The following is a 21784-nucleotide window of genomic DNA, read 5'->3' as shown; positions in this document are numbered from 1 at the left end:
CTAGGCCTGCTGCGGGTGATGCAGGCCCAGATTCTCGTAGATTTCCAGCGTCGCCGTGGAGTTGTTGAGCGTGATGAAGTGCAGTCCGGGGACTCCCTCGGTCAGCAGCCTCGCGCAGAACTCCGTCGCGAACTCGATCCCAATGGAGCGTACAGCCGCCGGATCGTCTTTGACTGTGAGGATCCGCTCTTTCAGGACGTCCGGGAACGAAGCATTCGAGAGTTTGGGCAGCCGTTCCAACATCTTCACACTTGTCACGGGCATGACTTCCGGGATGACCGGTGTCGCGCAACCCGCCGCGTCGACCCGGTCACGCAGACGGAGGTAGGACTCCGGCTGGAAGAACATCTGCGTGATCGCGTAGTCGGCCCCGGCGCGGCACTTGTCGACGAAGTGCGAGACGTCCAGATCCCACTCCGTGGACCGGGGGTGCATCTCGGGGAAGGCCGCGACGCCGACGCAGAAGTCGCCGGATTCCTTGATGAGACGCACGAGTTCGGCCGCGTAGGTCAGGCCCTCGGGGTGTGGGACCCACTCCCCCATGGGGTCGCCGGGCGGGTCGCCGCGCACGGCGAGCATGTTGCGGATGCCCGCGTCCGCGTACTGCCCGATGATGTTGCGCAGCTCCGCGATGGAGTGGTTGACGGCGGTGAGGTGCGCGACCGGGGTGAGGGTCGTATCGAGGACGATCTGCTCGGTCTCCTTGACCGTGCCGGCCCGCGTCGAGCCGCCGGCACCGTAGGTCACGGAGACGAAGTCGGGGGCCACGGCCTCGACCCGCCGCAGCGCGTTCCACAGGTTCCGCTCACCCTTGGGGGTCTTCGGCGCCGAGAACTCGAAGGAGAAGGTCTGTTTGCCGGTCGCGAGCATGTCGCGCACGGTGCGCGCGCGGTCAGTCCTGGTGGAAGCGGATCCGAGGGCCATACCGGCAGGTTAGCCAGAGGGCGGCGGTCCCCCAACCGAACCGCTGACATTTGTCCGATCTGTCGACTTCTTGTCCACCCCTCGGACAGCGGCCGTGTCGGGACGCCCCGTGCGCCGGCCGCGGGCCCGCCGGTGCGGCCGGGACGGCCCGCGCGGGCCCGCCGCGGGCCTACGCCGTGCGCAGGCGCTTCGCGAACTCGGCCGCGGCCGCGCCGGGATCGTCCGCCTCGGTGATCGCCCGGACGACGACGACCCGGCGGGCACCTGCTTCGAGCACCTCGTCGAGCCGGCCGAGGTCGATGCCGCCGATCGCGAACCAGGGACGGTCGGTGCCGAGGGCCGCCGTGTGGCGGACCAGGCCGAGTCCGGGCGCGTGGCGGCCCGGCTTGGTGGGGGTGGGCCAGCAGGGGCCGGTGCAGAAGTAGTCCACGCCCTCCTGGACGGCGGCGGCCTCCGCCTCGGCCTCGGCGTGCGTGGAACGGCCGATCAGCACCTCGTCGCCGAGGATCGCGCGGGCCGCGGGGACCGGGAGGTCGCCCTGGCCCAGGTGCAGGACGCCGGCGCGGGCCGCGTGGGCCACGTCCGCGCGGTCGTTGACCGCGAGGAGCCTGCCGTGCCGGGCGCAGGCGTCGGCGAAGACCCTCAGGGTCTCCAGCTCCTCCGCCGCCTCCATGCCCTTGTCGCGCAGCTGCACGATGTCGACGCCGCCCGCCAGGACCGCGTCGAGGAACTCGGCGAGGTCGCCCTGGCGCCTGCGGGCGTCCGTGCACAGATAGACACGGGCGTCGGCGAGGCGGTCCCGCGCGGTGGTGGCGGCGTTCTCGGGCATGCGTGGGTCCCCCGTTGTCGGTGCGCGGGGGAGCGCGGCGGGCGGGATGGTCCCGCCGCCGTGCTCCCCGTGCCGGACGGTCTCTATCAGGTCAGACGGCGAGCGCCTGGGCGCGGCGCTTCACCTCCGTGCCGCGATTCTCGCTCAGGGCCTGCGCGGGGGTGCCGGGCAGGGTCGGGTCGGGGGTGAAGAGCCACTCGAGGGCCTCTTCGTCGGAGAAGCCGTCGTCCCTCAGGAGCGTCAGGGTGCCGGCCAGGCCCTTGACTACCTTCTGCTCGTCCACGTCGATGAAGTCGGCGGGGACGTGCAGCGCGCGGTTCTCACCACGGCGTACGGCGATCAGCTGGCCTTCCTTGACCAGCTGCCGGACGCGCGTCACCTCGACGCCGAGCTGTTCGGCGATGTCGGGGAGGGTGAGCCAGGCGGGGACGAGAGCATCGATCTTTGCGTCAATCTCGGTCACGGGACAAGCGTGCCATCCCGGACCGACAGTCGGAAGCCGAGGGCGTCCGTACCGGGGTTCCCGGTCAGGCCGTGGCGCCCTTCAGGGGCCTCGCCGGGTCCGCGAGCAGCTCCGGGTCCATGGCCGCGCCCGCCTCGATCAGCCGGCGGCCCTGGGCGAGATCCCTCGGGCGGCCCACCGCGAGCAGGGCGACGAGCCGCGTCCCGCGCAGCCAGCACACCGACCAGGAGGCGCCCGAGGGGTCGCCGCGCCACACCAGGGTGTCGGCGGGCGTGTGGTGGCCGACGTACTGCACGAAGCGGCCGAACTGCTCGGACCAGAAGTAGGGCACCGGGTCGTAGGCGGCGGGCGTCTCCCCGACGATGTTCAGGGCGACCGTGCGGGGGCCCTGGAGGGCGTTGTCCCAGTGGTGGACGAGGAGGCGTTCCTCGTAGCGCCCGGACGGGAAGGAGGCGCAGTCGCCGACCGCGTAGACGTCCGGCACGGAGGTGCGCAGGTGGTCGTCGGCGACGATCTCCCGGTGGGCGCCGAGCTCGATGCCGGACCCGGCGGTCCAGGCGGTGGCCGGACGCGCGCCGATCCCGACCACGACGGCGTCCGCGGGCACCCGGGAGCCGTCGTCCAGGACGACCGCGCCCGGCTCGACGCGCTCCACGCGCGCGCCGGTGCGCAGCGAGGCCCCGCTGTCCGCGTACCAGCCGGCCATCGGAGCGGCGACCTCGGCCGGCAGCGCTCCGGCGAGCGGCCGGTCGGCGGCCTCGACGACGGTGACCGCGCAGCCCGCCTCGCGCGCCGCCGTGGCGAACTCGGCGCCGATCCAGCCCGCTCCGACCACCACGATGTCGTGCTGCCGGGCGAGGACGGGACGCAGCCGGTCGGCGTCGTCCAGGGTGCGCAGCAGATGCACCCCGGGCACCCCTTCGGCGCCGGGGAGCCGGATCGGCTCGGCCCCGGTGGCGACGACCAGGACGTCGTACGGGACGGGTCCCGCGTCGGTGTCCAGTTCGTGCTCGCCGGGGCGCACCCCGAGGGCCTCGCTGCCCAGTCTCAGGTCGATGTCCAGGGACTCGAAGTCGACGTCGAAGGCGGAGCCCTCGGACTTGCCGAGGAGGACGGCCTTGGAGAGCGGCGGCCTGTCGTAGGGCTGATGCGGCTCCGCGCCGATCAGCGTGACGGTGCCCGTGAAGCCCTGTTCGCGCAGGGCGACCGCGGTCTGCACCCCGGCCATGCCCGCGCCCACCACGACGACCCGCCGTACCGCGGACCCCCGCGGCGGGGACTGTGCCTGCGTCTGATCGCTCACCTGATCACCATAGACACGTGACGATCCGTCAGTCAGCGCACGTGCTCGGTGACCTGTTGCACACCGCCGGTCCCGCGCGGTCCCCGGCCGTGCCCGGCCAGGCTCCGGGGGCGGCGGCGGGGCCGCCGGGCGCCGCGCCGCGGGCGGAGGCTCCCTTACCGGCACGGAGGGGGGCGGGCTAGGGTGGCCGACGTAAAGCACTCGCGGGAGCCCGGACGAACCGGGCTGAGAGGGAGGCTGGGCGGCCTCCGACCGTACGAACCTGATCCGGGTCATGCCGGCGAAGGGAGGGGCTGGACGCCCATGCCGTCTGCACGTTCGTCGGACGTCCTCGTCGTCGGGGGCGGGATCATCGGTCTGGTGACGGCCTGGCGGGCCGCGCAGCGCGGGCTGGACACCGCGCTGGTGGACCCCGAGCCGGGCGGCGGGGCCGCCCGGGTCGCGGCCGGGATGCTGGCCGCCGTCACCGAGCTGCACTTCGGCGAGGAGACCCTGCTGGGCCTCAACCTCGCCTCGGCGCGCCGCTATCCGGACTTCGCCGCCGAGCTCACCGAGGCCACCGGCCAGGACCTCGGCTACCGCAGGTCGGGCACGCTGGCCGTGGCGCTGGACGCCGACGACCGCGCCCATCTGCGGGAACTGCACGCGCTCCAGGTCCGGTCGGGGCTGGAGTCGGAGTGGCTCAGCGGCCGCGAGTGCCGCCGTCTGGAGCCGATGCTGGCGCCCGGGGTGCGCGGCGGCCTGCGGGTGGACGGCGACCACCAGATCGACCCCCGCAGGCTCGCGGGAGCCCTGGTCACCGCGTGCGAGCGGGCCGGGGTGAGCGTGCACCGGACCTGGGCGGAGCGTCTGACCGTCGTACGGGAGCGGGCCACCGGGGTCGTCACCGCCGAGGGCACCGCGCTCGCCGCGGACCGGGTGGTGCTCGCCGGAGGCAGCCTCAGCGGGCGGCTGGCGGGCGTCCCGGACGACGTGGTGCCGCCGGTGCGGCCGGTCAAGGGCCAGGTGCTGCGGCTCACCGTGCCCCCTCGGTACGCCCCGTTCCTGAACCGGACCGTGCGGGCCGTGGTGCGCGGCAGCCACGTGTACCTGGTGCCGCGCGAGAACGGCGAGCTGGTGGTGGGCGCGACCAGCGAGGAACTGGGCTGGGACACCACGGTGACGGCGGGCGGCGTGTACGAGCTGCTGCGCGACGCGCACGAGCTGGTCCCCGGGATCACCGAGCTGCCGCTCACCGAGACGCGCGCGGGGCTGCGCCCCGGCTCGCCGGACAACGCGCCGCTGCTCGGCCCGAGCGCGCTGGAGGGCCTGCTGCTGGCCACCGGCCACTACCGCAACGGCGTGCTGCTGACGCCGGTGACCGGCGACGTGATGGCCCATGTCCTGACCACCGGCGAACTCCCCGCCGAAGCCCGCCCCTTCACCCCGCTGCGCTTCGGCGCCCAGGCCCGCACGGAGCTGCCCGTATGAACGTCGTCGTCAACGGGGAGCGCCGGCTGGTCGCCGCGGGCACCGCTCTGGACGCGATCGTCGCGACCCTGACCCCCTCGTCGTCCGGGGTGGCCGCCGCCCTGAACGAGACCGTCGTCCCGCGCGCGCAGTGGTCGTCCACCGCGCTCGCCGAGGGCGACCGCGTCGAAGTCCTCACCGCCGTCCAAGGAGGCTGAACCATGGCAGACGATCCCTTCGTCCTCGGCGGTACGGCCTACGCGTCGCGCCTGATCATGGGGACGGGCGGCGCGCCCAGCCTCGACGTGCTGGAGCGCTCCCTGGTGGCGTCCGGCACGGAGCTGACGACGGTCGCGATGCGGCGCGTGGACGCCTCCGTGCACGGCTCGGTGCTGTCGGTGCTGGCCCGGCTCGAGATCCGGGTCCTGCCGAACACGGCGGGCTGCTACACCGCGGGCGAGGCCGTGCTGACCGCGCGGCTGGCGCGCGAGGCGCTGGGCACCGACCTGGTCAAGCTGGAGGTCATCGCCGACGAGCGCACCCTGCTGCCCGATCCGATCGAGCTGCTCGACGCGGCGGAGACCCTGGTCGACGACGGCTTCACCGTGCTGCCGTACACGAACGACGACCCGGTGCTGGCGCGGAAGCTGGAGGACGTCGGCTGTGCGGCGATCATGCCGCTCGGCTCGCCCATCGGGTCCGGGCTCGGGATCCGCAACCCGCACAACTTCGAGCTGATCGTCGAGCGCGCGGGGGTGCCGGTGATCCTGGACGCGGGAGCGGGTACGGCGTCGGACGCCGCGCTGGCGATGGAGCTGGGGTGCGCGGGGGTGATGCTGGCCTCGGCGGTGACGCGGGCGCAGGAGCCGGTGCTGATGGCGGAGGCCATGCGGCACGCGGTGGAGGCGGGGCGCCTGGCGCGGCGGGCCGGGCGCATCCCGCGGCGGCACTTCGCCACGGCCTCCTCCCCCGTGGAGGGCAGGGCGGCGCTGGACCCGGAGCGCCCGGCCTTCTGATCTCCCCCGTACGGCCGGCGGCGGGCGGGCGGCGGCCCGCCACCGCCCGGACGCTCTCCGTCGGTTTCCGGCCGGGCGGTGGCGGAGGTTGTCGTGTTGCGGCCTTGCGGTGACAGACGGGGCATGATCGGACATCTGTGCGACGAACGGATCTTCGTATCGGCCGCGCTCGTCACAGCTCGGATGCAGTCGGGCCCCCGAATCCCCCGAACGGGGCGCCGTGACAGTGGTGGCTCGTAGACTCACCTGCGTGGATACGACCCTTCAGGACCCGCTTGTCGGACACGTGCTCGACGGCCGTTACCGGGTCGAGGCACGGATCGCGGTCGGCGGCATGGCCACGGTCTACAGGGCCTTGGACACCCGCCTCGACCGTGTGCTCGCACTCAAGGTGATGCACCCGACGCTGGCAGCCGACGCCTCGTTCGTCGAACGCTTCATCCGTGAGGCCAAGTCCGTGGCACGGCTGGCGCACCCGAACGTGGTGCAGGTCTTCGACCAGGGGACGGACGGGTCGTACGTCTATCTGGCCATGGAGTACATCGCCGGGTGCACCCTGCGCGACGTGCTGCGCGAGCGCGGCGCCCTCCAGCCGAGGGCCGCGCTCGACATCCTGGAGCCGGTGCTCGCCGCGCTCGGCGCGGCCCACCGCGCCGGGTTCGTGCACCGCGACATGAAGCCGGAGAACGTCCTCATAGGGGACGACGGCCGGGTCAAGGTCGCGGACTTCGGCCTCGTCCGGGCCGTGGACACGGTGACCAGCACGACGGGCACCGTCCTCGGCACCGTGTCGTACCTCGCCCCCGAGCAGATCGAGCACGGCACCGCCGACACCCGCGTCGACGTCTACGCCTGCGGAGTCGTCCTCTACGAGATGCTCACCGGCGCCAAGCCGCACACCGCGGACACCGCCGCGCAGGTCCTCTACCAGCACCTCCACGAGGACGTACCGCCGCCGTCGGCCGCCGTGCCGGAGCTGGCGCTCGCGCTGGACGAGCTGGTCGCCGCGGCCACGGCCCGCAATCCCGAGATGCGCCCCGCCGACGCGGTGGCCCTGCTCGGCCAGGTCCTGGAGGCGCGCGCCGGTCTCACCGCCGAGCAGCTCGACGCGATTCCGCCGGGCGCCCTGTCCGTGGGCCACGACAACGCCGACGACCGCACGAGCGTGATCCCGCGCTCGCTGTCCGTCCCCCGCCTGCTGCCGGTGAACGAGGACGACGGCGCCCTGAACCGGACCAGCAGGTTCGAGCAGAGCAGTCCGTTCGCCACCGCGCCGGTCGTCCCCGCACAGCCCCCGGGCCCGCGGCCGCGGCGCGGGACGATGCTGGTGGTCGCCGCGATCGTGCTGGTACTCGGCCTCGGCGCCGGTGTCTGGTACATCAACTCGGGCCAGTTCACCAAGGTCCCGCCCGTCCTGGCGAAGACGGAGCAGCAGGCCAGGAGCCGGCTCCAGGACGCCGGACTCGACGTCAAGCAGGTCAAGCACGCCTACAGCGACACCGTGAAGCGCGGCACGGTCATCAGCACCGACCCCGGTGTCGGCCAGCGGATCCGTGACAACGACTCCGTGACGCTGACCGTCTCCGACGGCCCCCAGACGGTGAAGGTGCCGGACCTCAAGGGCCTCGCGCTGTTCAAGGCGAGGGACGTGCTCAAGGGCGACGGACTCGCCCCGGGCATGGTCACCCGCGAGTTCAGCCAGGACGTGCTCAAGGGCTTCGTGATCGGTACGGATCCGGCCGCGGGCACCGAGCGGCACTCGGGTTCGGCGATCGCGCTCGTGGTGAGCAAGGGCGCCCCGGTGGAGCTGCCCGACGTGACCGGCTCGTCGGTCGACGACGCCACCACGCAGCTGGAGAGCGCCGGCCTGAAGGTGAAGGTCGCCACGGCGCGGGTGAACTCGCAGTTCGACAAGGGCCAGGTCGCCCGGCAGACGCCGGGTGCCGGAGGTGAGGCCGCCGCGGGCGACACGGTGACGCTGACGCTCTCCAAGGGCCCCGAGATGGTCGAGGTCCCGGACGTCGTCGGCGACAGCGTGGACGACGCCAAGAAGGCCCTGACGGACGCCGGGTTCCAGGTCGAGGAGGACCGTGGGCTGCTGGGCCTGTTCGGCGACACGGTCAAGAAGCAGTCGGTGCACGCCGGTGACACGGCGCCCAAGGGCTCGACGATCACGATCCAGATCCGCTGACCCCGGCCTCCGGGCCGCCGGGCACGGGGACGCAGGTCCGCCCGCGGGGTGCGCGAGGGCGCGTGACACCCTGGCGGGTGTGACCAGCAAGCAGCTCCGCAACCCCGTCGGCGGCCATGTCCCCGTGGCCGGCGGCCTCAGCTCCGTCGGCCTGGCCTACGCCCGTGACCTCGCGGCCGAGACCGTGCAGGTCTTCGTCGCCAACCCGCGCGGCTGGGCGACGCCCGCCGGGAACCCGAAGCAGGACGAGGAGTTCCGCGCCGCGTGCGCCGCCGGGTCGATCCCCGCGTACGTCCACGCCCCGTATCTGATCAACTTCGGCTCGCACACCGAGGCGACGGTCGAGAAGTCGGTGGAGTCGCTGCGGCACTCGCTGCGGCGCGGGCGGGAGATCGGCGCCCTCGGGGTGGTCGTGCACACCGGGAGCGCCACCGGCGGCCGGGAGCGCTCCGTCGCCCTGAAGCAGGTGCGCGACCGGCTGCTGCCGCTGCTGGACGAGCTGACCCACGACGACGACCCGTTCCTCCTGCTGGAGTCGACGGCCGGCCAGGGCGCCTCCCTGTGCTCGCGCACCTGGGACTTCGGCCCCTACTTCGAGGCCCTGGACGCGCACCCGAAGCTGGGCGTCTGCCTCGACACCTGCCACATCTTCGCGGCGGGCCACGATCTGACCGGACCGAGCGGGATGCACCAGACCCTCGATCTGCTGGTCGGCACGGTCGGCGAGGGACGGCTGAAGCTGATCCACGCCAACGACTCCAAGGACGTGGTCGGCGCGCACAAGGACCGCCACGAGAACATCGGCTCCGGCCACATAGGCGAGGACCCGTTCCGCGCCCTGATGACGCATCCCGCGACGGCGGGTGTCCCGCTGATCATCGAGACGCCCGGCGGGAAAGAGGGGCACGCGGCCGATGTGGAGCGGCTGAAGAAGCTGCGCGACGGCTGAGCCGGGGCGGAAGCCGCTCGACGGCTGAGCCGGGCCTCGCCGGCGGCCTCAGAGTTCGGGGCCGTCCCCGGGTTCCTCCTGGTAGGAGTAGCGCTGCTCGCGCCAGGGGTCGCCGACGTTGTGGTAGCCGCGCTCCTCCCAGAAGCCGCGGCGGTCGGCGGTCATGTACTCGACGCCGCGCACCCACTTGGGGCCCTTCCACGCGTACAGGTGCGGCACGACCAGGCGCAGCGGGAACCCGTGCTCCGCCGTCAGCAGCTCGCCGTCCTTGTGGGTGGCGAAGATGGTGCGCTCGGAGGCGAAGTCCGCGAGGCGCAGGTTGGAGCTGAAGCCGTACTCGGCCCAGACCATCACATGGGTGACGGAGGGCGCGGGCGGGGCTATCTCCAGGATCGCCCGGGCGGGCACACCACCCCATTCGGCCCCGAGCATGCTGAACTTCGTGACGCAGTGCAGATCGGCCACGACGGAGGCGTACGGGAGGGCGGTGAACTCCTCGTGGGTCCAGCACTGCTTCCCGCCGTCGGCGGTGGCGCCGAAGACCCGGAACTCCCAGCGTTCGGGGCGGAACTTGGGGACGGGTCCGTAGTGCGTGACCGGCCAGCCGCGCTGGAGCCGCTGTCCCGGCGGAAGCTCCGACCGTGCCGTTCCTCCTGATTCGCGCTCCACCGGCTGACCCATGACTCCATCCTGACAGACCCGGAACAGTGCCCATGACCAGCGCGGGCCGGATCGGGGCAACTCGTAGTAAGCATGCACTTACTGGACGCTCCCGGACACCGGTGCAAAGATGCGGCGCAATCTGCCCAGTACCCCGCCTGGAAGGAGCCTCTGCGATGCAGGGCGACCCCGAGGTCATCGAATTCCTCAACGAGCAGCTGACCGCCGAGCTGACCGCGATCAACCAGTACTTCCTGCACGCGAAGATGCAGGAGAACTTCGGCTGGACGAAGCTCGCGAAGTACACCCGGCACGAGTCGTTCGACGAGATGAAGCACGCCGAGGTGCTCACCGACCGCATCCTCTTCCTGGACGGGCTGCCGAACTACCAGCGGCTCTTCCACGTCCGGGTGGGACAGACGGTCACCGAGATGTTCCAGGCCGACCGGCAGGTGGAGGTGGAGGCGATCGACCGCCTCAAGCGCGGGATCGAGGTGATGCGCGCGAAGGGCGACATCACGTCGGCGAACATCTTCGAGTCGATCCTCGAGGACGAGGAGCACCACATCGACTATCTGGACACGCAGCTGGAACTGGTCGAGAAGCTCGGCGAGGCGCTCTACATCGCGCAGCTCATCGAGCAGCCGGAGAGCTAGGCGGCCTCTCGGCGGTCCGCCTCGGGCTGTCCGAGGACCTGGGAGAGCACCGGCATGCCCTGGTCGGCGAGCTCACGGCGCGGGCAGGAGCCCCTGCCCAGCAGCGCCTGGATCCGGCGCACGCACGAACCGCAGTCCGTGCCCGCCTTGGAGGCCGAGGCTATCTGCCGAGGAGTGCAGGCGCCGTCCTCCGCATGCTTCTTCACCTGCTGTTCGGTGATCCCGAAGCAGCTGCATACGTACACGCGGTTCACCTCCCGCCGGAATCGTGGGGCCGTGCCGTCCCGATGATCGGTGAGGCAAACCTAACCTTACCCGTCGCACAGGAACCGCAAAAGTGCTGCGGGGCGCGGATCGTCTGTGATCCGCGCCCCACTTCACCTGCCGGTAACAGGCTCCGCGCCTGTTGATCTGCTACTGGTCGCGGTACATCTCGGCGACGAGGAACGCCAGGTCAAGGGACTGGCTGCGGTTCAGACGGGGGTCGCAGGCCGTCTCGTAGCGCTGGTGCAGGTCGTCGACGAAGATCTCGTCGCCGCCGCCCACGCACTCGGTGACGTCGTCACCGGTGAGCTCGACGTGGATGCCGCCCGGGTGCGTGCCCAGACCCTTGTGGACCTCGAAGAAGCCCTTGACCTCGTCGAGCACGTCGTCGAAGCGGCGGGTCTTGTGGCCCGAGGCCGCCTCGAAGGTGTTGCCGTGCATCGGGTCGGTCACCCAGGCCACGGTCGCGCCGGAGGCGGTGACCTTCTCGACCAGCTCGGGCAGCTTGTCGCGGACCTTGTCCGCGCCCATGCGCACGATGAAGGTGAGCCGGCCGGGCTCGCGGTCCGGGTCCAGGCGCTCGATGTACTGGAGCGCCTCCTCCGCCGTCGTCGTCGGGCCCAGCTTGATCCCGACGGGGTTGCGGATCTTCGACGCGAACTCGATGTGCGCCCCGTCCAGCTGGCGGGTGCGCTCGCCGATCCACACCATGTGGCCCGAGACGTCGTACAGGTCGCCGGTGCGCGAGTCGACACGGGTCAGCGCCGACTCGTAGTCGAGGAGCAGCGCCTCGTGGGAGGCGTAGAACTCGACGGTCTTGAACTCCTCCGGGTCGGTGCCGCAGGCCCGCATGAAGTTCATCGCGTTGTCGATCTCACGCGCGAGCTGCTCGTAGCGCTGGCCGGACGGGGACGACTTCACGAAGTCCTGGTTCCAGGCGTGCACCTGGCGCAGGTCGGCGTAACCGCCGGTGGTGAAGGCGCGCACCAGGTTGAGCGTGGAGGCGGACGCGTTGTACATCCGCTTCAGGCGCTCGGGGTCCGGGATGCGGGCCTTCTCGTTGAAGTCGAAGCCGTTGACCGAGTCGCCCCGGTAGGTCGGCAGGGTCACGCCGTCGCGGGTCTCGGTGCCCTTGGAGCGGGGCTTGGAGTACTGGCCGGCGATACGGCCGACCTTCACCACCGGTACCGAGGCGGCGTACGTGAGGACGGCGCCCATCTGGAGCAGCGTCTTGAGCTTGTTGCGGATGTGGTCGGCCGACACCGCGTCGAAGGCCTCGGCGCAGTCGCCGCCCTGGAGAAGGAACGCCTCTCCCTTGGCGACGGACGCCATCCGGGCGCGCAGCTGGTCGCACTCGCCCGCGAAGACGAGCGGCGGATACGACTCGAGGTCCGCGATCACATCGCGCAGAGCCTCGGCATCGGGGTACTCGGGCTGCTGCGCCGCGGGCAGGTTTCGCCAGGTGTTGCCAGCGCTCGCGCTGGACTTAGCGTTCACGGTCACCCGGACAACACTACGGGGTCGTGTCGGGCGCCTTGTCCACATGCTCATCAAGTGAGACGAACCCCGCTCGATCGGTGCCTCTCCGGACGGCCGCGGAGACGGCCGCTCCGCGCCCGTCCGGAAGGGAACCGGGGGCCTAGCCGACGTCGAGCCGGTCGCGGTCGATGGAGATGCGCACACCGCCGTGGGTCTCGGTCGTGTCGCCCACGTACTGGTGGACGCGCTGGTGCTTGGACCACAGGGACGAGGGGATGGAGGAGTCGGTCGTGCTCGACACCCCGTTCCAGCGGGCGAAGTGGATCACGTCGGGCAGGGTGACGGAGCTCTTCTCGGCGATCAGGTCGGAGACCAGGGACGAGGTGTTCCCGTAGGCGCCGGAGCGGTAGCCGAGCGCGTGCAGGCGCACGGTGTAGGCCTGGAGGTAGGAGAGCACCTGGTCGGTGACCTTGCCGCCGGGCTCGTAGTGCTCCAGGTCGAGGTAGAGCACCGAGCTCTTGCCGAAGCCGAGCGCCGCCGCCTGCTTGACGGCGTCGTCGGCGGCCGCGGTGCCCTGCGACACCGGGCTGGTGATCGCCGCGCAGCCGCCGCCGCAGCTGCCGCCGTCCGAGGAGGGCTGGCGGCCGACGTACAGCGGGAAGAACCGCCAGCCGCGCGTGTACTGCGCGCGTACCCAGTCCGCGGTCAGGTGCTGCTGGGCGCAGGCCCGGTTGAGACCGCCGATGTAGACACCGATCGCGCCGTACGGGGAGTTGTCGCGCCAGGCGTCCATCGCCGACTGGCTCGGGGCGGTGCAGGCGTCGAAGCCCTCGCCGCGGAAGGAGGTCGCGTCGTTGGGCAGCGGGTCCGCGGCCTGGTCCGCAGCGCCCTCGCGCCGCGCGGAGGCGACGGGCAGTCCGGCGCTGCGCAGGACGTCCTGCATCCGGGTGCGGTCGTAGCCGTAGGCCGCGGTGACGGCGATGCGGTCGGCGGTGGCCCGGTAGGTGCGGGCCGTCGGGTTCTCGGTGACGGCCCTGGCGGCCACGGGAGCGGGCTGGACGAGGAGCGCCTCGGTGCGTCCCGTGGCCCTGGCCGGGCAGTTCTGGTCGCTGCCGGGGGTGCCGAGGTAGACGGCGTGCCGGTCGAAGCGGACACAGGTGTCGGGATGCCTCTTCAGGTCGATGATCGGCCAGGAGTCGGGGACGGTGAAGATGTAGCCGCGGTAGGCGATCTGGGTGAGGTCCTCGGAGTCGCTCGGTCGCGGGGCGGAGCTCGCGGGGACGAGCGGCCCGGCGGCGAGCGCGGCCGCCGCGAGGAGCACGGTCAGGGCTCGGGCGCCGGTCCTGCGGGGCTGGGACGAACGGGCTGCGCGCATGGTTCTCGTTTCTCGGTGCGTTCGGGCTGTCTGGCCATGCATGGCCGGTGACCGGACGGTAGGAACGCCCCGCGGGACCGTTTCACGCTGTTGCCCGCCCCTCACGGTCGGGTAATGTGCGGCGCATGTTCGCGCATTCGAACCAGAACTGGTGGTGGACCGCTCATCCGGCGGCCCACTGACTGCGCGTAGACACGACGTCGCGAAGGCCGCCCGAGGGGCGGCCTTCGGTGTTCGCGGACCCGGGCCGTTCCTCTCCGAGATGCATGATCCGAGAGAAGGAACGCACCGATGAATCTGCTCGACCTGCTGGACGATCCCCGCCCGTTCGCCCTGCTGCGCCGCCGCACCCCGGGCCGTGACCACGACGTGGTCGAACTGCTCCGGGGGCCGGTGCGCGACGTGGAGCGGCTCGCCGACATCCCCGACGAGGCCCTCGCGCTGATCCCTTTCCGGCAGATCCGGGAGCGCGGCTTCGACGTCCGCGACGACGGCACCCCGCTCACCGTGCTCGTCCCCGAGGAACGCCGTGAACTGCCGCTCGCGCAGGCGCTGGCGGAGCTTCCGGCGCACGACGTACGGGTCGAGGGCGGCGGCTTCGACGTGGACGACGAGGAGTACTCCGGGATCGTCGAGCGGGTGCTGCGCGAGGAGATCGGGCGCGGCGAGGGCGCCAACTTCGTGATCCGGCGGACGTACGAGGGCCGGATCCCGGGGTTCGGACGGGCCGACGCCCTGGCGCTGTTCCGCCGGCTGCTGACCGGCGAGCGGGGCGCTTACTGGACGTTCGTCGTGCACACCGGGGAGCGGACGCTGGTCGGGGCGAGTCCCGAGGTGCATGTGCGGATGTCGGCCGGGACGGTCGTGATGAACCCGATCAGCGGAACGTACCGCTACCCGGAGGGGGGACCGACGCCCGAGGACCTGCTCGCGTTCCTGGCCGACGGCAAGGAGATCGAGGAGCTGTCGATGGTCGTCGACGAGGAGCTCAAGATGATGTGCACGGTCGGGGACATGGGCGGGGTGGTGATCGGGCCCCGGCTCAAGGAGATGGCCCATCTCGCGCACACCGAGTACGAGTTGCGGGGCCGTTCCTCGCTGGACGTGCGCGAGGTGCTGCGCGAGACCATGTTCGCGGCGACGGTCACCGGGTCGCCGGTGCAGAACGCCTGCCGGGTCATCGAGCGTCACGAGGTCGGCGGGCGCGGCTACTACGCGGGCGCGCTGGCGCTGGTCGGGCGTCAGGAGGACGGGCCGGACGGCGGGCCCGGGGCGCAGACGCTCGACTCCCCGATCCTCATCCGCACCGCCGACATCGACGCGGACGGCCGGCTGCGGGTGCCGGTCGGCGCCACGCTCGTCCGGGGTTCGGACCCGGCGGGCGAGGTCGCCGAGACGCACGCGAAGGCGGCGGGGGTGCTGGCGGCGCTGGGGGTGCGGCCGGGGCGGCCGCGTCCGGACGGCGCCCGGCCGGGGCTGGGCGAGGATCCCCGGGTGCGGGCGTCGCTGGACGGGCGGCGGGCCTCGCTGGCGCCGTTCTGGCTGCGGATGCAGGAGCGGTCCCGGGAACTGACGGGGCACGCGCTGGTCGTGGACGCCGAGGACACCTTCACCGCGATGCTCGCGCACGTGCTGCGCTCGTCCGGGCTCGACATGACGGTACGCCGCTACGACGAGCCGGGGCTGCGCGAGGCGGTCCTCGCGCACGAGGGCCCGGTCGTCCTCGGCCCGGGTCCCGGCGATCCCTCCGACGCGGCGGACCCCAAGATGCGTTTCCTGCGCGGGCTGACGGCGCGGGTGCTCCGGGAACACCGGCACGGCGTCCTCGGGGTGTGCCTCGGGCACGAGCTGATCGCGGCCGAGCTGGGACTGGACATCGTCCGCAAGGACGTGCCGTACCAGGGCGCGCAGACCCGGATCGACCTGTTCGGGCGGCCCGAGACCGTCGGGTTCTACAACAGCTTCGTGGCGCGCTGCGACGACGAGGCGCTGGCGGAGCTGGCCGCGCACGGTGTCGAGGTCAGCCGGGCCGCGAACGGCGAGGTGCACGCGCTGCGCGGGCCGGGGTTCGCGGGGGTGCAGTTCCACCCGGAGTCGGTGCTGACGCTGAACGGGGCCGCCGTGGTGCGGGAGCTGACGGGTCAGCTGCGGGGCACGAGCACGTTCGCGGAGCGGCGGCCCTCGGTGTAGTCGAGGACGTTGGCGGCGGTGGCGTCGACGATCTGGCCGACGGCGTCCCGGGTGTAGTACGCCTGGTGCGAGGTGACCAGGACGTTCGGGAAGGTGACGAGGCGGGCCAGGGTGTCGTCCTCGACGGTCTCCAGGGACTTGTCGAGGAAGAACAGTCCGGCCTCGGCCTCGTACACGTCGAGGCCGACGCCCGTGAAGCGGCCCTCGCGCAGTTCGGCGACGAGGGCCCGGCTGTCGATGAGGCCGCCGCGGCTGGAGTTCACCAGGATCGCGTCGTCCTTCATCAGGCGCAGGGCCTCGGCGTCGATGAGGTGCTTGGTCTCCGGCATCAGCGGGACGTGCAGGGTGATGAGGTCGGACTCGGCGAGCAGCCGCTCCTTGGAGACGTACTCCATGCCGAGGGCGGCGCACGCCGGGTTCTCGGCGACGTCCCAGCCGAGCAGACGCATGCCGAAGCCGTGGGCGATCCGGGTGAAGGCCTCGCCGATCTTGCCGGTGCCGACGACTCCCGCGGTGCGGCCGTGCAGGTCACGGCCCATCAGTCCTTCGAGGCGGAAGTCGAAGTCGCGGGTGCGGTTGGCGGCGCGCACGATACGGCGGTTGACGGCCATCCCGAGGGTCCAGGCGAACTCGGCGACCGAGTAGGGCGAGTAGGAGGAGACCCGGGCGACCGTCATGCCGAGGCGCTCGGCGACGTCGAGCTCGATGTTGTTGAACCCGGTGGAGCGCTGGGCGACCAGCTGGGTGCCGCCGGCCGCCAGGGTCTGGAGGACGCGGTGTCCCAGGGCGCAGTTGACGCTGGTGGACACGATCTCGTGGCCGGCGGCGATGGGCGCGGTGTCCTCGGTCAGGAAGACGTCGAGACAGCGGACCTCGTGGCGTCCCGCGAAGGCCGTCTCGATCAGGGGCTTCTCGTCGGCCTGGACGCCGAACGCCAGAATCTCCACCGGTCTCTCCCGTGCTGGGGTACGGGCCGAATATACGGTCCGTACCCCAGGGGCCGCGCGGTCAGCGCCGGGAGGCGGCCGTCGGACGGTCAGCCGAAGAACACCCCGACCTCCTGGTACAGGGCGGGGTCGACCGTCTTCAGCTTGGCGGTGGCCTCCGCGATCGGGACCCGGACGATGTCCGTGCCGCGCAGGGCGACCATCTTGCCGAAGTCGCCGTCGCGGACGGCCTCGATGGCGTGCAGCCCGAAGCGGGTGGCGAGCCAGCGGTCGAAGGCGCTGGGCGTCCCGCCGCGCTGGACGTGCCCGAGGACGGTGGTGCGGGCCTCCTTGCCGGTGCGCCGCTCGATCTCCTTGGCCAGCCACTCGCCGACGCCGGAGAGCCGGACGTGCCCGAAGGAGTCCAGGCTGCCGTCCTTGAGGACCATGTCGCCGTCCTTGGGCATGGCGCCCTCGGCGACGACGACGATCGGCGCGTACGACGCCTTGAAGCGCGAGGTCACCCAGGCGCAGACCTGGTCCACGTCGAAGCGCTGCTCGGGGATGAGGATGACGTTCGCGCCGCCGGCCAGACCCGAGTGGATGGCGATCCAGCCGGCGTGCCGGCCCATCACCTCGCAGACCAGGACGCGCATGTGCGATTCGGCGGTGGTGTGGAGGCGGTCGATGGCCTCGGTCGCGATGTTGACCGCCGTGTCGAAGCCGAAGGTGTAGTCGGTGGCGGAGAGGTCGTTGTCGATGGTCTTGGGTACGCCGACGACGTTGATGCCGTACTCGTCGCCGAGCCGCGCGGCGACGCCGAGGGTGTCCTCGCCGCCGATCGCGACGAGCGCCTCCACCTCCTGCTTGGCGAGGTTCTCCTTGATGCGGCGGATGCCGTTCTCGTGCTTGAGGGGGTTGGTGCGCGAGGATCCGAGGATGGTGCCGCCACGCGGCAGGATCCCGCGCACGGCGGGGATGTCGAGCCGTACGGTGTCGCCTTCGAGCGGCCCCCGCCAGCCGTCCCGGTAACCGACGAAGTCATAGCCGTACTCCTGCACGCCCTTGCGGACGATGCCCCGGATGACGGCGTTGAGCCCGGGGCAGTCGCCGCCTCCGGTCAGTACTCCGACCCGCATGGAAAGTCCCTTCGCCACGGTTGGCTGTCGGACTCACGCTAATAGTGATCCAGGTCACTTCGGCATGGTGCGGAAGGGGTGTTCTGGTGAATTGCGGTGGGTTGATACGCACATATCACCCGGAAGGCGGCATCGGCGCGGTTCAGGCGTCGTCGAGTCCCCGCTCGATCGCGTAGCGGACCAGCTCGACCCGGTTGTGCAGCTGGAGCTTTCCCAGGGTGTTCTGCACATGGTTCTGGACCGTCCGGTGCGAGATGACCAGACGCTCGGCGATCTGCTTGTAGCTCAGACCCTTGGCGACCAGGCGCAGCACCTCGGTCTCACGGTCGGTCAGCTGAGGGGCCCTCGGCTCGTCGGCGCCGGCGGCGGGGACGGGTTCCGAGGCCAGCCGGCGGTACTCGCCCAGGACCAGTCCCGCGAGGCCCGGCGTGAACACCGGGTCGCCGGCGGCCGTCCGGCGCACCGCGTCGGTCAGCTCCTCGGCGGACGCCGACTTCAGGAGGTAGCCGGTCGCGCCGGACTTCACCGCCTCCAGGACGTCGGCGTGCTCGCCGCTGGCCGACAGGACCAGGACGCGCAGCGACGGGTCGGCGCCGACCAGCTCCTTGCAGACCTGCACCCCGGGCTTGGCGGGCAGGTTCAGGTCGAGGACCATCACGTCGGGGGCGGCCGCCAGCGCGCGGCGCACGGCCTGTTCGCCGTCGCCGGCGGTCGCGACCACGTCGAACCCGGCGGCCGCCAGGTCACGGGCCACGGCGTCACGCCACATGGGGTGGTCGTCCACCACCATGACCCTGATGGGGTTCTCCCCCGCTCGCGGCTCCGCCGCCGTCCCGGCCGTCATCGTCCCGCCGCCACCTTCGTCATCGCGTCCTCGCCTTCCCCCAGGCGTCCTTCGGTACCTTCAGCTCGACCTCGGTGCCCTGGCCGGGGACGGAGACCAGCTCCGCCGTGCCGCCCAGGTCGCGCAGCCTGCCGCGGATCGAGAGCGCCACACCGAGCCGCCCCTCGCCCTCGGCCTGGGCCAGCCGCCCCTCCGGGATGCCGGGGCCCTCGTCGCGCACCGTCACGGCCACCGTGCCGGGTTCGTCCTCGACCAGGATCCAGGCCCGGGCGTCCGCGCCCACGTGCCTGCGGACATTGTCCAGGGCGGCCCCCACGGCGGCGGCCAGTTCCCGCGCGGCGGGCGGGTCGAGCGGCACCGGCGCGCCGGGCTCGGAGAGGGTCACGCGTGCGGTGGCGTACGGGGCGAGCAGCACGCGCAGGTCGAGGGGGCCCGCGGCCTCCTCGTCGTCGGGCTCGTCCACGGCTCGTACGACCGCGCCGAGCGAGGCGTCCTCCGACACCCGGGAGACGGGCACCAGGCCGCCCGAGACCAGGGTGCGCAGCGCGGCCTCCTGCTCACCGGCCATCCGGCCCAGTTCCGCGGCCTCCCCGCCGAGCGCGGTACCGCGCCGCTGCACCATGGCCAGGACCTGGAGCACACCGTCGTGGATGTCCCGGGCGAGCCGCTCGCGTTCACGGGTCGCCGCCTCGATCTCCAGGGCGCGGGCGAGCGTGCGCTCGGAGGCGCGCGCGACCTCGACGACGTATCCGATGGCGATGGAGGCGACCCAGACGAGGATCACGTTGTGCACGGTGTCCCGGGTCGGGGCGCCGCGCTCGACCAGGTTGGCCGCGGCGACGAGCGTGGAGGCGAAGGCCGCCCACCGCCAACCGCCCTTGATCGCGAAGGCCAGGACCGCGCCCGCAGTCCATATCGACGGCAGGGTCGGGCCCCCCGCGTCGATGCGCGCGGCGGAGTCGGCGACACGGGTGAGCAGGATGCCGGCCAGCGCGACGGTGAGGTCGGCGGCCAGGAACCGCTTGGTGCAGTGGGCCGCTCCGGCCACCCTGGGCAGCGTGGCCAGCGTCCAGACCAGCAGGAACGCGAAGAACACCACGGCCACCCAGGGGCGGGCGAACCTGTCGTACCTGGTGGCGAAGAGCCCGGTCGCGTAGAGCACGGTCAGCACCCGGTACCCGGCCAGCGCACGCCACAGCGGCTGCTCGACCGACATCCTCATGACTCTCTCGCGCTTGGCCATGGCCCCCCACCCCAGACTGCCGACGTCCCTACGGACGCTCCTACGAGCCGGATCGTTGCCCGTCGGCCGGTCCGGTCCCTTCCTCGCCGCCGCTCTCGCCCCGGCCCTCGCCCCCGGGAGCGGCCGTGCCGTCCGCCGGTTCCGCGGCCGCCTGCTTCTCGGCCTGGGCGAGAGCCGCCCTGGCCGCCTTCTCGGCGTCCTTCTCGGCCTTCGCCGCGTCCGCGATCTGGCGCTTGGCGGCCGTCGCGTAGATGTCGACGTACTCCTGGCCGGAGAGCTTCATGATCTCGTACATGACCTCGTCGGTCACCGCGCGGAGCACGAACCGGTCGTGCTCCATGCCGCTGTAGCGGCTGAAGTCCAGCGGCTTGCCGATGCGGATGCCCGGACGCATCAGCTTGGGCATCAGCTTGCCCGGCGGCTGGATCTTCTCCGTGTCGATCATCGCGACCGGGATGACGGGCGCGCCGGTGGCCAGGGCCACGCGCGCCAGACCGCCGGGCTTGCCGCGGTAGAGGCGGCCGTCGGGCGAGCGGGTGCCCTCCGGGTAGATGCCGAACAGCTCACCGCGCTCGATGACCTCTATGCCGCTCTTGATGGCCGCCTCGCCCGCGCCCCGCGCGCCGGAACGGTCCACCGGGAGCTGGCCGACCCCCTTGAAGAAGGCGGCCGTCATCCGGCCCTTGATGCCCGGGGTCGTGAAGTACTCCGCCTTCGCGATGAAGGTGACCTTGCGTTCGAGGACCGCGGGCAGGAAGAACGAGTCCGAGAACGAGAGGTGATTGCTCGCCAGAATGGCCGGGCCGTCGGCGGGGATGTTCTCGAGGCCTTCCACCCAGGGCCTGAAGGCGAGCTTCAGGGGCCCTCCGATGGAAAACTTCATTGCGCCGTAGATCACCCGCGTGCCTCCTGTGTCGTGGATCAGACCTTAACCCGGAGCACCGTCAAAGGACCCGACGACCCTGGTCGGTGTCAGTACCGTCGCGTACGGTGAAGCACACCCGGAGTCGTTTTCCGCCCAACTCATGAACAGGAGACCGAGGTGCCGGTCCTTCCTGGAGCCGAGCCGTTCCGCCACGAGGGCGGAGAGGTCGGCGTCCTTCTCTGCCACGGTTTCACCGGCTCCCCGCAGTCGCTGCGCCCCTGGGCGGAGTACCTCGCCGAGCGCGGCCTGACGGTCGCGCTGCCGCTGCTGCCGGGACACGGCACGCGCTGGCAGGACATGCAGGTCACCGGCTGGCAGGACTGGTACGCGGAGGTCGACCGCGAGCTGCGCGCCCTGCGCGCGAGCTGCTCCCGGGTGTTCGTCCTCGGCCTGTCGATGGGCGGCGCGCTGGCCCTGCGGCTTGCGGCCCGGCACGGCGACGAGATCAGCGGTGTGGTCCTCGTGAACCCGCTCAACAAGGTGCAGGGCCTGACCGCGCACGCCCTGCCCGTGCTCCGTCACCTCGTCCCGTCCGTGAAGGGCATCGCGAGCGACATCGCCAAGGAGGGCGCCGAGGAGCTCGGCTACGACCGGGTGCCGCTGCACGCCGCGCATTCGCTGCGCCTGCTGTGCACGGTGGTGGACGCGGAGCTGCCGCAGGTCACCCAGCCGCTCCTGCTGCTGCACAGCCTCCAGGACCACGTGGTCTCCCCCGCCGACTCGGCGCGCATCCTCGGCCGGGTGTCCTCCACGGACGTCACGGAGATCGTGCTGGAACAGAGCTACCACGTCGCGACGTTGGACCATGACGCGGACCGGATCTTCGAGGAGAGTCACTCCTTCATCAGCCGGCTCGCGCCCGGTGCCGGCACGAAGGCCGACTCGGGTCGGGCGGGTAGGCAGGAAGGGACGGCAGCCGGTGGCTGAGCACGACGCGGACCGTGGCGATTCCGAGGAGA

22 protein-coding genes and 1 riboswitch are annotated in these 21784 nt (G+C 71.9%); of the genes, 9 read left to right on the top strand and 13 right to left on the bottom strand.

Going from position 1 to position 21784, the window contains the following annotated elements; genetic code table 11:
• The 4 genes from metF to ACFWI4_RS18815 form a co-directional block, all read right to left on the bottom strand.
• Positions 1-924: a methylenetetrahydrofolate reductase [NAD(P)H] gene (gene metF / locus ACFWI4_RS18830; protein ID WP_385406605.1), complete on the bottom strand. Its 924-nt coding sequence runs from the start codon at positions 922-924 to the stop codon at positions 1-3.
• Positions 925-1093: 169 nt separating this feature from the next.
• A complete protein-coding gene (gene thiE / locus ACFWI4_RS18825; RefSeq protein ID WP_387197305.1) occupies positions 1094-1753 on the bottom strand; it encodes a thiamine phosphate synthase in 660 nt (219 codons plus the stop codon).
• Positions 1754-1844: 91 nt separating this feature from the next.
• Complete coding sequence (locus ACFWI4_RS18820; RefSeq protein WP_339128895.1) at positions 1845-2216, bottom strand: Rv2175c family DNA-binding protein; 372 nt, start codon at positions 2214-2216, stop codon at positions 1845-1847.
• A 64-nt stretch (positions 2217-2280) separates the two neighbouring features.
• Complete coding sequence (locus ACFWI4_RS18815) at positions 2281-3519, bottom strand: NAD(P)/FAD-dependent oxidoreductase (RefSeq protein ID WP_387197302.1); 1239 nt, start codon at positions 3517-3519, stop codon at positions 2281-2283.
• A gap of 193 nt (positions 3520-3712) precedes the next feature.
• Positions 3713-3825: riboswitch (TPP riboswitch) on the top strand.
• Between ACFWI4_RS18815 and thiO the strand changes: the two genes are divergently transcribed.
• The 5 genes from thiO (at position 3823) to ACFWI4_RS18790 (ending at position 9124) form a co-directional block, all read left to right on the top strand.
• Complete coding sequence (thiO, locus tag ACFWI4_RS18810) at positions 3823-4989, top strand: glycine oxidase ThiO (RefSeq protein ID WP_385406595.1); 1167 nt, start codon at positions 3823-3825, stop codon at positions 4987-4989. It overlaps the preceding riboswitch by 3 nt.
• Complete coding sequence (gene thiS, locus ACFWI4_RS18805) at positions 4986-5186, top strand: sulfur carrier protein ThiS (protein ID WP_385406593.1); 201 nt, start codon at positions 4986-4988, stop codon at positions 5184-5186. The genes thiO and thiS overlap by 4 nt, the downstream gene beginning before the upstream one ends.
• A gap of 3 nt (positions 5187-5189) precedes the next feature.
• Positions 5190-5984 carry a thiazole synthase gene (locus ACFWI4_RS18800; protein ID WP_387197298.1) on the top strand — a complete coding sequence of 265 codons (795 nt, stop codon included), beginning with the start codon at positions 5190-5192 and terminating at the stop codon, positions 5982-5984.
• A gap of 250 nt (positions 5985-6234) precedes the next feature.
• Positions 6235-8175, top strand: a complete 1941-nt coding sequence (gene pknB / locus ACFWI4_RS18795) for a Stk1 family PASTA domain-containing Ser/Thr kinase (RefSeq protein ID WP_387197295.1) — start codon at positions 6235-6237, stop codon at positions 8173-8175.
• 79 nt (positions 8176-8254) lie between these two features.
• Positions 8255-9124, top strand: a complete 870-nt coding sequence (locus ACFWI4_RS18790) for a deoxyribonuclease IV (protein WP_387197292.1) — start codon at positions 8255-8257, stop codon at positions 9122-9124.
• A 48-nt stretch (positions 9125-9172) separates the two neighbouring features.
• On the opposite strand, the gene ACFWI4_RS18785 is transcribed toward ACFWI4_RS18790, so the two are convergent.
• The gene (locus ACFWI4_RS18785) at positions 9173-9805 is read right to left on the bottom strand and encodes a sulfite oxidase-like oxidoreductase (protein ID WP_387197289.1); all 633 of its coding nucleotides are present in this window, start codon (positions 9803-9805) and stop codon (positions 9173-9175) included.
• Between the two features lie 155 nt (positions 9806-9960).
• Between ACFWI4_RS18785 and bfr the strand changes: the two genes are divergently transcribed.
• Positions 9961-10440: a bacterioferritin gene (gene bfr / locus ACFWI4_RS18780; RefSeq protein WP_037623273.1), complete on the top strand. Its 480-nt coding sequence runs from the start codon at positions 9961-9963 to the stop codon at positions 10438-10440.
• On the opposite strand, the gene ACFWI4_RS18775 is transcribed toward bfr, so the two are convergent.
• The 3 genes from ACFWI4_RS18775 to ACFWI4_RS18765 form a co-directional block, all read right to left on the bottom strand.
• Positions 10437-10694 carry a bacterioferritin-associated ferredoxin gene (locus ACFWI4_RS18775; RefSeq protein ID WP_385406581.1) on the bottom strand — a complete coding sequence of 86 codons (258 nt, stop codon included), beginning with the start codon at positions 10692-10694 and terminating at the stop codon, positions 10437-10439. The genes bfr and ACFWI4_RS18775 overlap by 4 nt on opposite strands.
• Before the next feature lie 160 nt (positions 10695-10854).
• Positions 10855-12207, bottom strand: coding sequence for a class II 3-deoxy-7-phosphoheptulonate synthase (locus ACFWI4_RS18770; RefSeq protein WP_382781000.1), 1353 nt, complete (start codon positions 12205-12207; stop codon positions 10855-10857).
• Positions 12208-12343: 136 nt separating this feature from the next.
• Entirely contained in the window at positions 12344-13558 is a 1215-nt protein-coding gene (locus ACFWI4_RS18765; RefSeq protein ID WP_385406577.1) for a glycoside hydrolase domain-containing protein, read from the bottom strand.
• A 125-nt stretch (positions 13559-13683) separates the two neighbouring features.
• Between ACFWI4_RS18765 and ACFWI4_RS18760 the strand changes: the two genes are divergently transcribed.
• Both ACFWI4_RS18760 and ACFWI4_RS18755 read left to right on the top strand, forming a co-directional pair.
• Positions 13684-13740 (top strand): trp operon leader peptide, encoded by a 57-nt coding sequence (locus ACFWI4_RS18760; RefSeq protein ID WP_101392327.1) that lies wholly within the window; start codon positions 13684-13686, stop codon positions 13738-13740.
• A gap of 109 nt (positions 13741-13849) precedes the next feature.
• Entirely contained in the window at positions 13850-15748 is a 1899-nt protein-coding gene (locus tag ACFWI4_RS18755) for an anthranilate synthase family protein (RefSeq protein ID WP_387197285.1), read from the top strand.
• Here ACFWI4_RS18755 and ACFWI4_RS18750 read toward each other — a convergent pair.
• The 5 genes from ACFWI4_RS18750 to ACFWI4_RS18730 form a co-directional block, all read right to left on the bottom strand.
• On the bottom strand, positions 15700-16695 hold the full coding sequence (locus ACFWI4_RS18750) for a 2-hydroxyacid dehydrogenase (RefSeq protein ID WP_387197282.1): 996 nt from the start codon (positions 16693-16695) through the stop codon (positions 15700-15702). The two genes, ACFWI4_RS18755 and ACFWI4_RS18750, sit on opposite strands and share 49 nt — an antisense overlap.
• A gap of 89 nt (positions 16696-16784) precedes the next feature.
• Complete coding sequence (locus tag ACFWI4_RS18745; protein WP_387197279.1) at positions 16785-17813, bottom strand: 6-phosphofructokinase; 1029 nt, start codon at positions 17811-17813, stop codon at positions 16785-16787.
• Between the two features lie 142 nt (positions 17814-17955).
• Positions 17956-18657, bottom strand: coding sequence for a response regulator (locus ACFWI4_RS18740; protein ID WP_387197276.1), 702 nt, complete (start codon positions 18655-18657; stop codon positions 17956-17958).
• A 19-nt stretch (positions 18658-18676) separates the two neighbouring features.
• A complete protein-coding gene (gene macS, locus ACFWI4_RS18735; RefSeq protein WP_387197273.1) occupies positions 18677-19900 on the bottom strand; it encodes a MacS family sensor histidine kinase in 1224 nt (407 codons plus the stop codon).
• Positions 19901-19940: 40 nt separating this feature from the next.
• Complete coding sequence (locus tag ACFWI4_RS18730; RefSeq protein WP_387197270.1) at positions 19941-20783, bottom strand: lysophospholipid acyltransferase family protein; 843 nt, start codon at positions 20781-20783, stop codon at positions 19941-19943.
• Between the two features lie 159 nt (positions 20784-20942).
• On the opposite strand from ACFWI4_RS18730, the gene ACFWI4_RS18725 reads away from it, so the two are divergent.
• Positions 20943-21752, top strand: a complete 810-nt coding sequence (locus tag ACFWI4_RS18725) for an alpha/beta hydrolase (RefSeq protein ID WP_387197268.1) — start codon at positions 20943-20945, stop codon at positions 21750-21752.
• Positions 21753-21784 lie beyond the last annotated feature (32 nt).

It is taken from the genome of Streptomyces sp. NPDC127038 (assembly GCF_042725875.1).
GTDB lineage: Bacteria > Actinomycetota > Actinomycetes > Streptomycetales > Streptomycetaceae > Streptomyces.
This window is presented reverse-complemented; position numbering and strand designations above follow the sequence as displayed.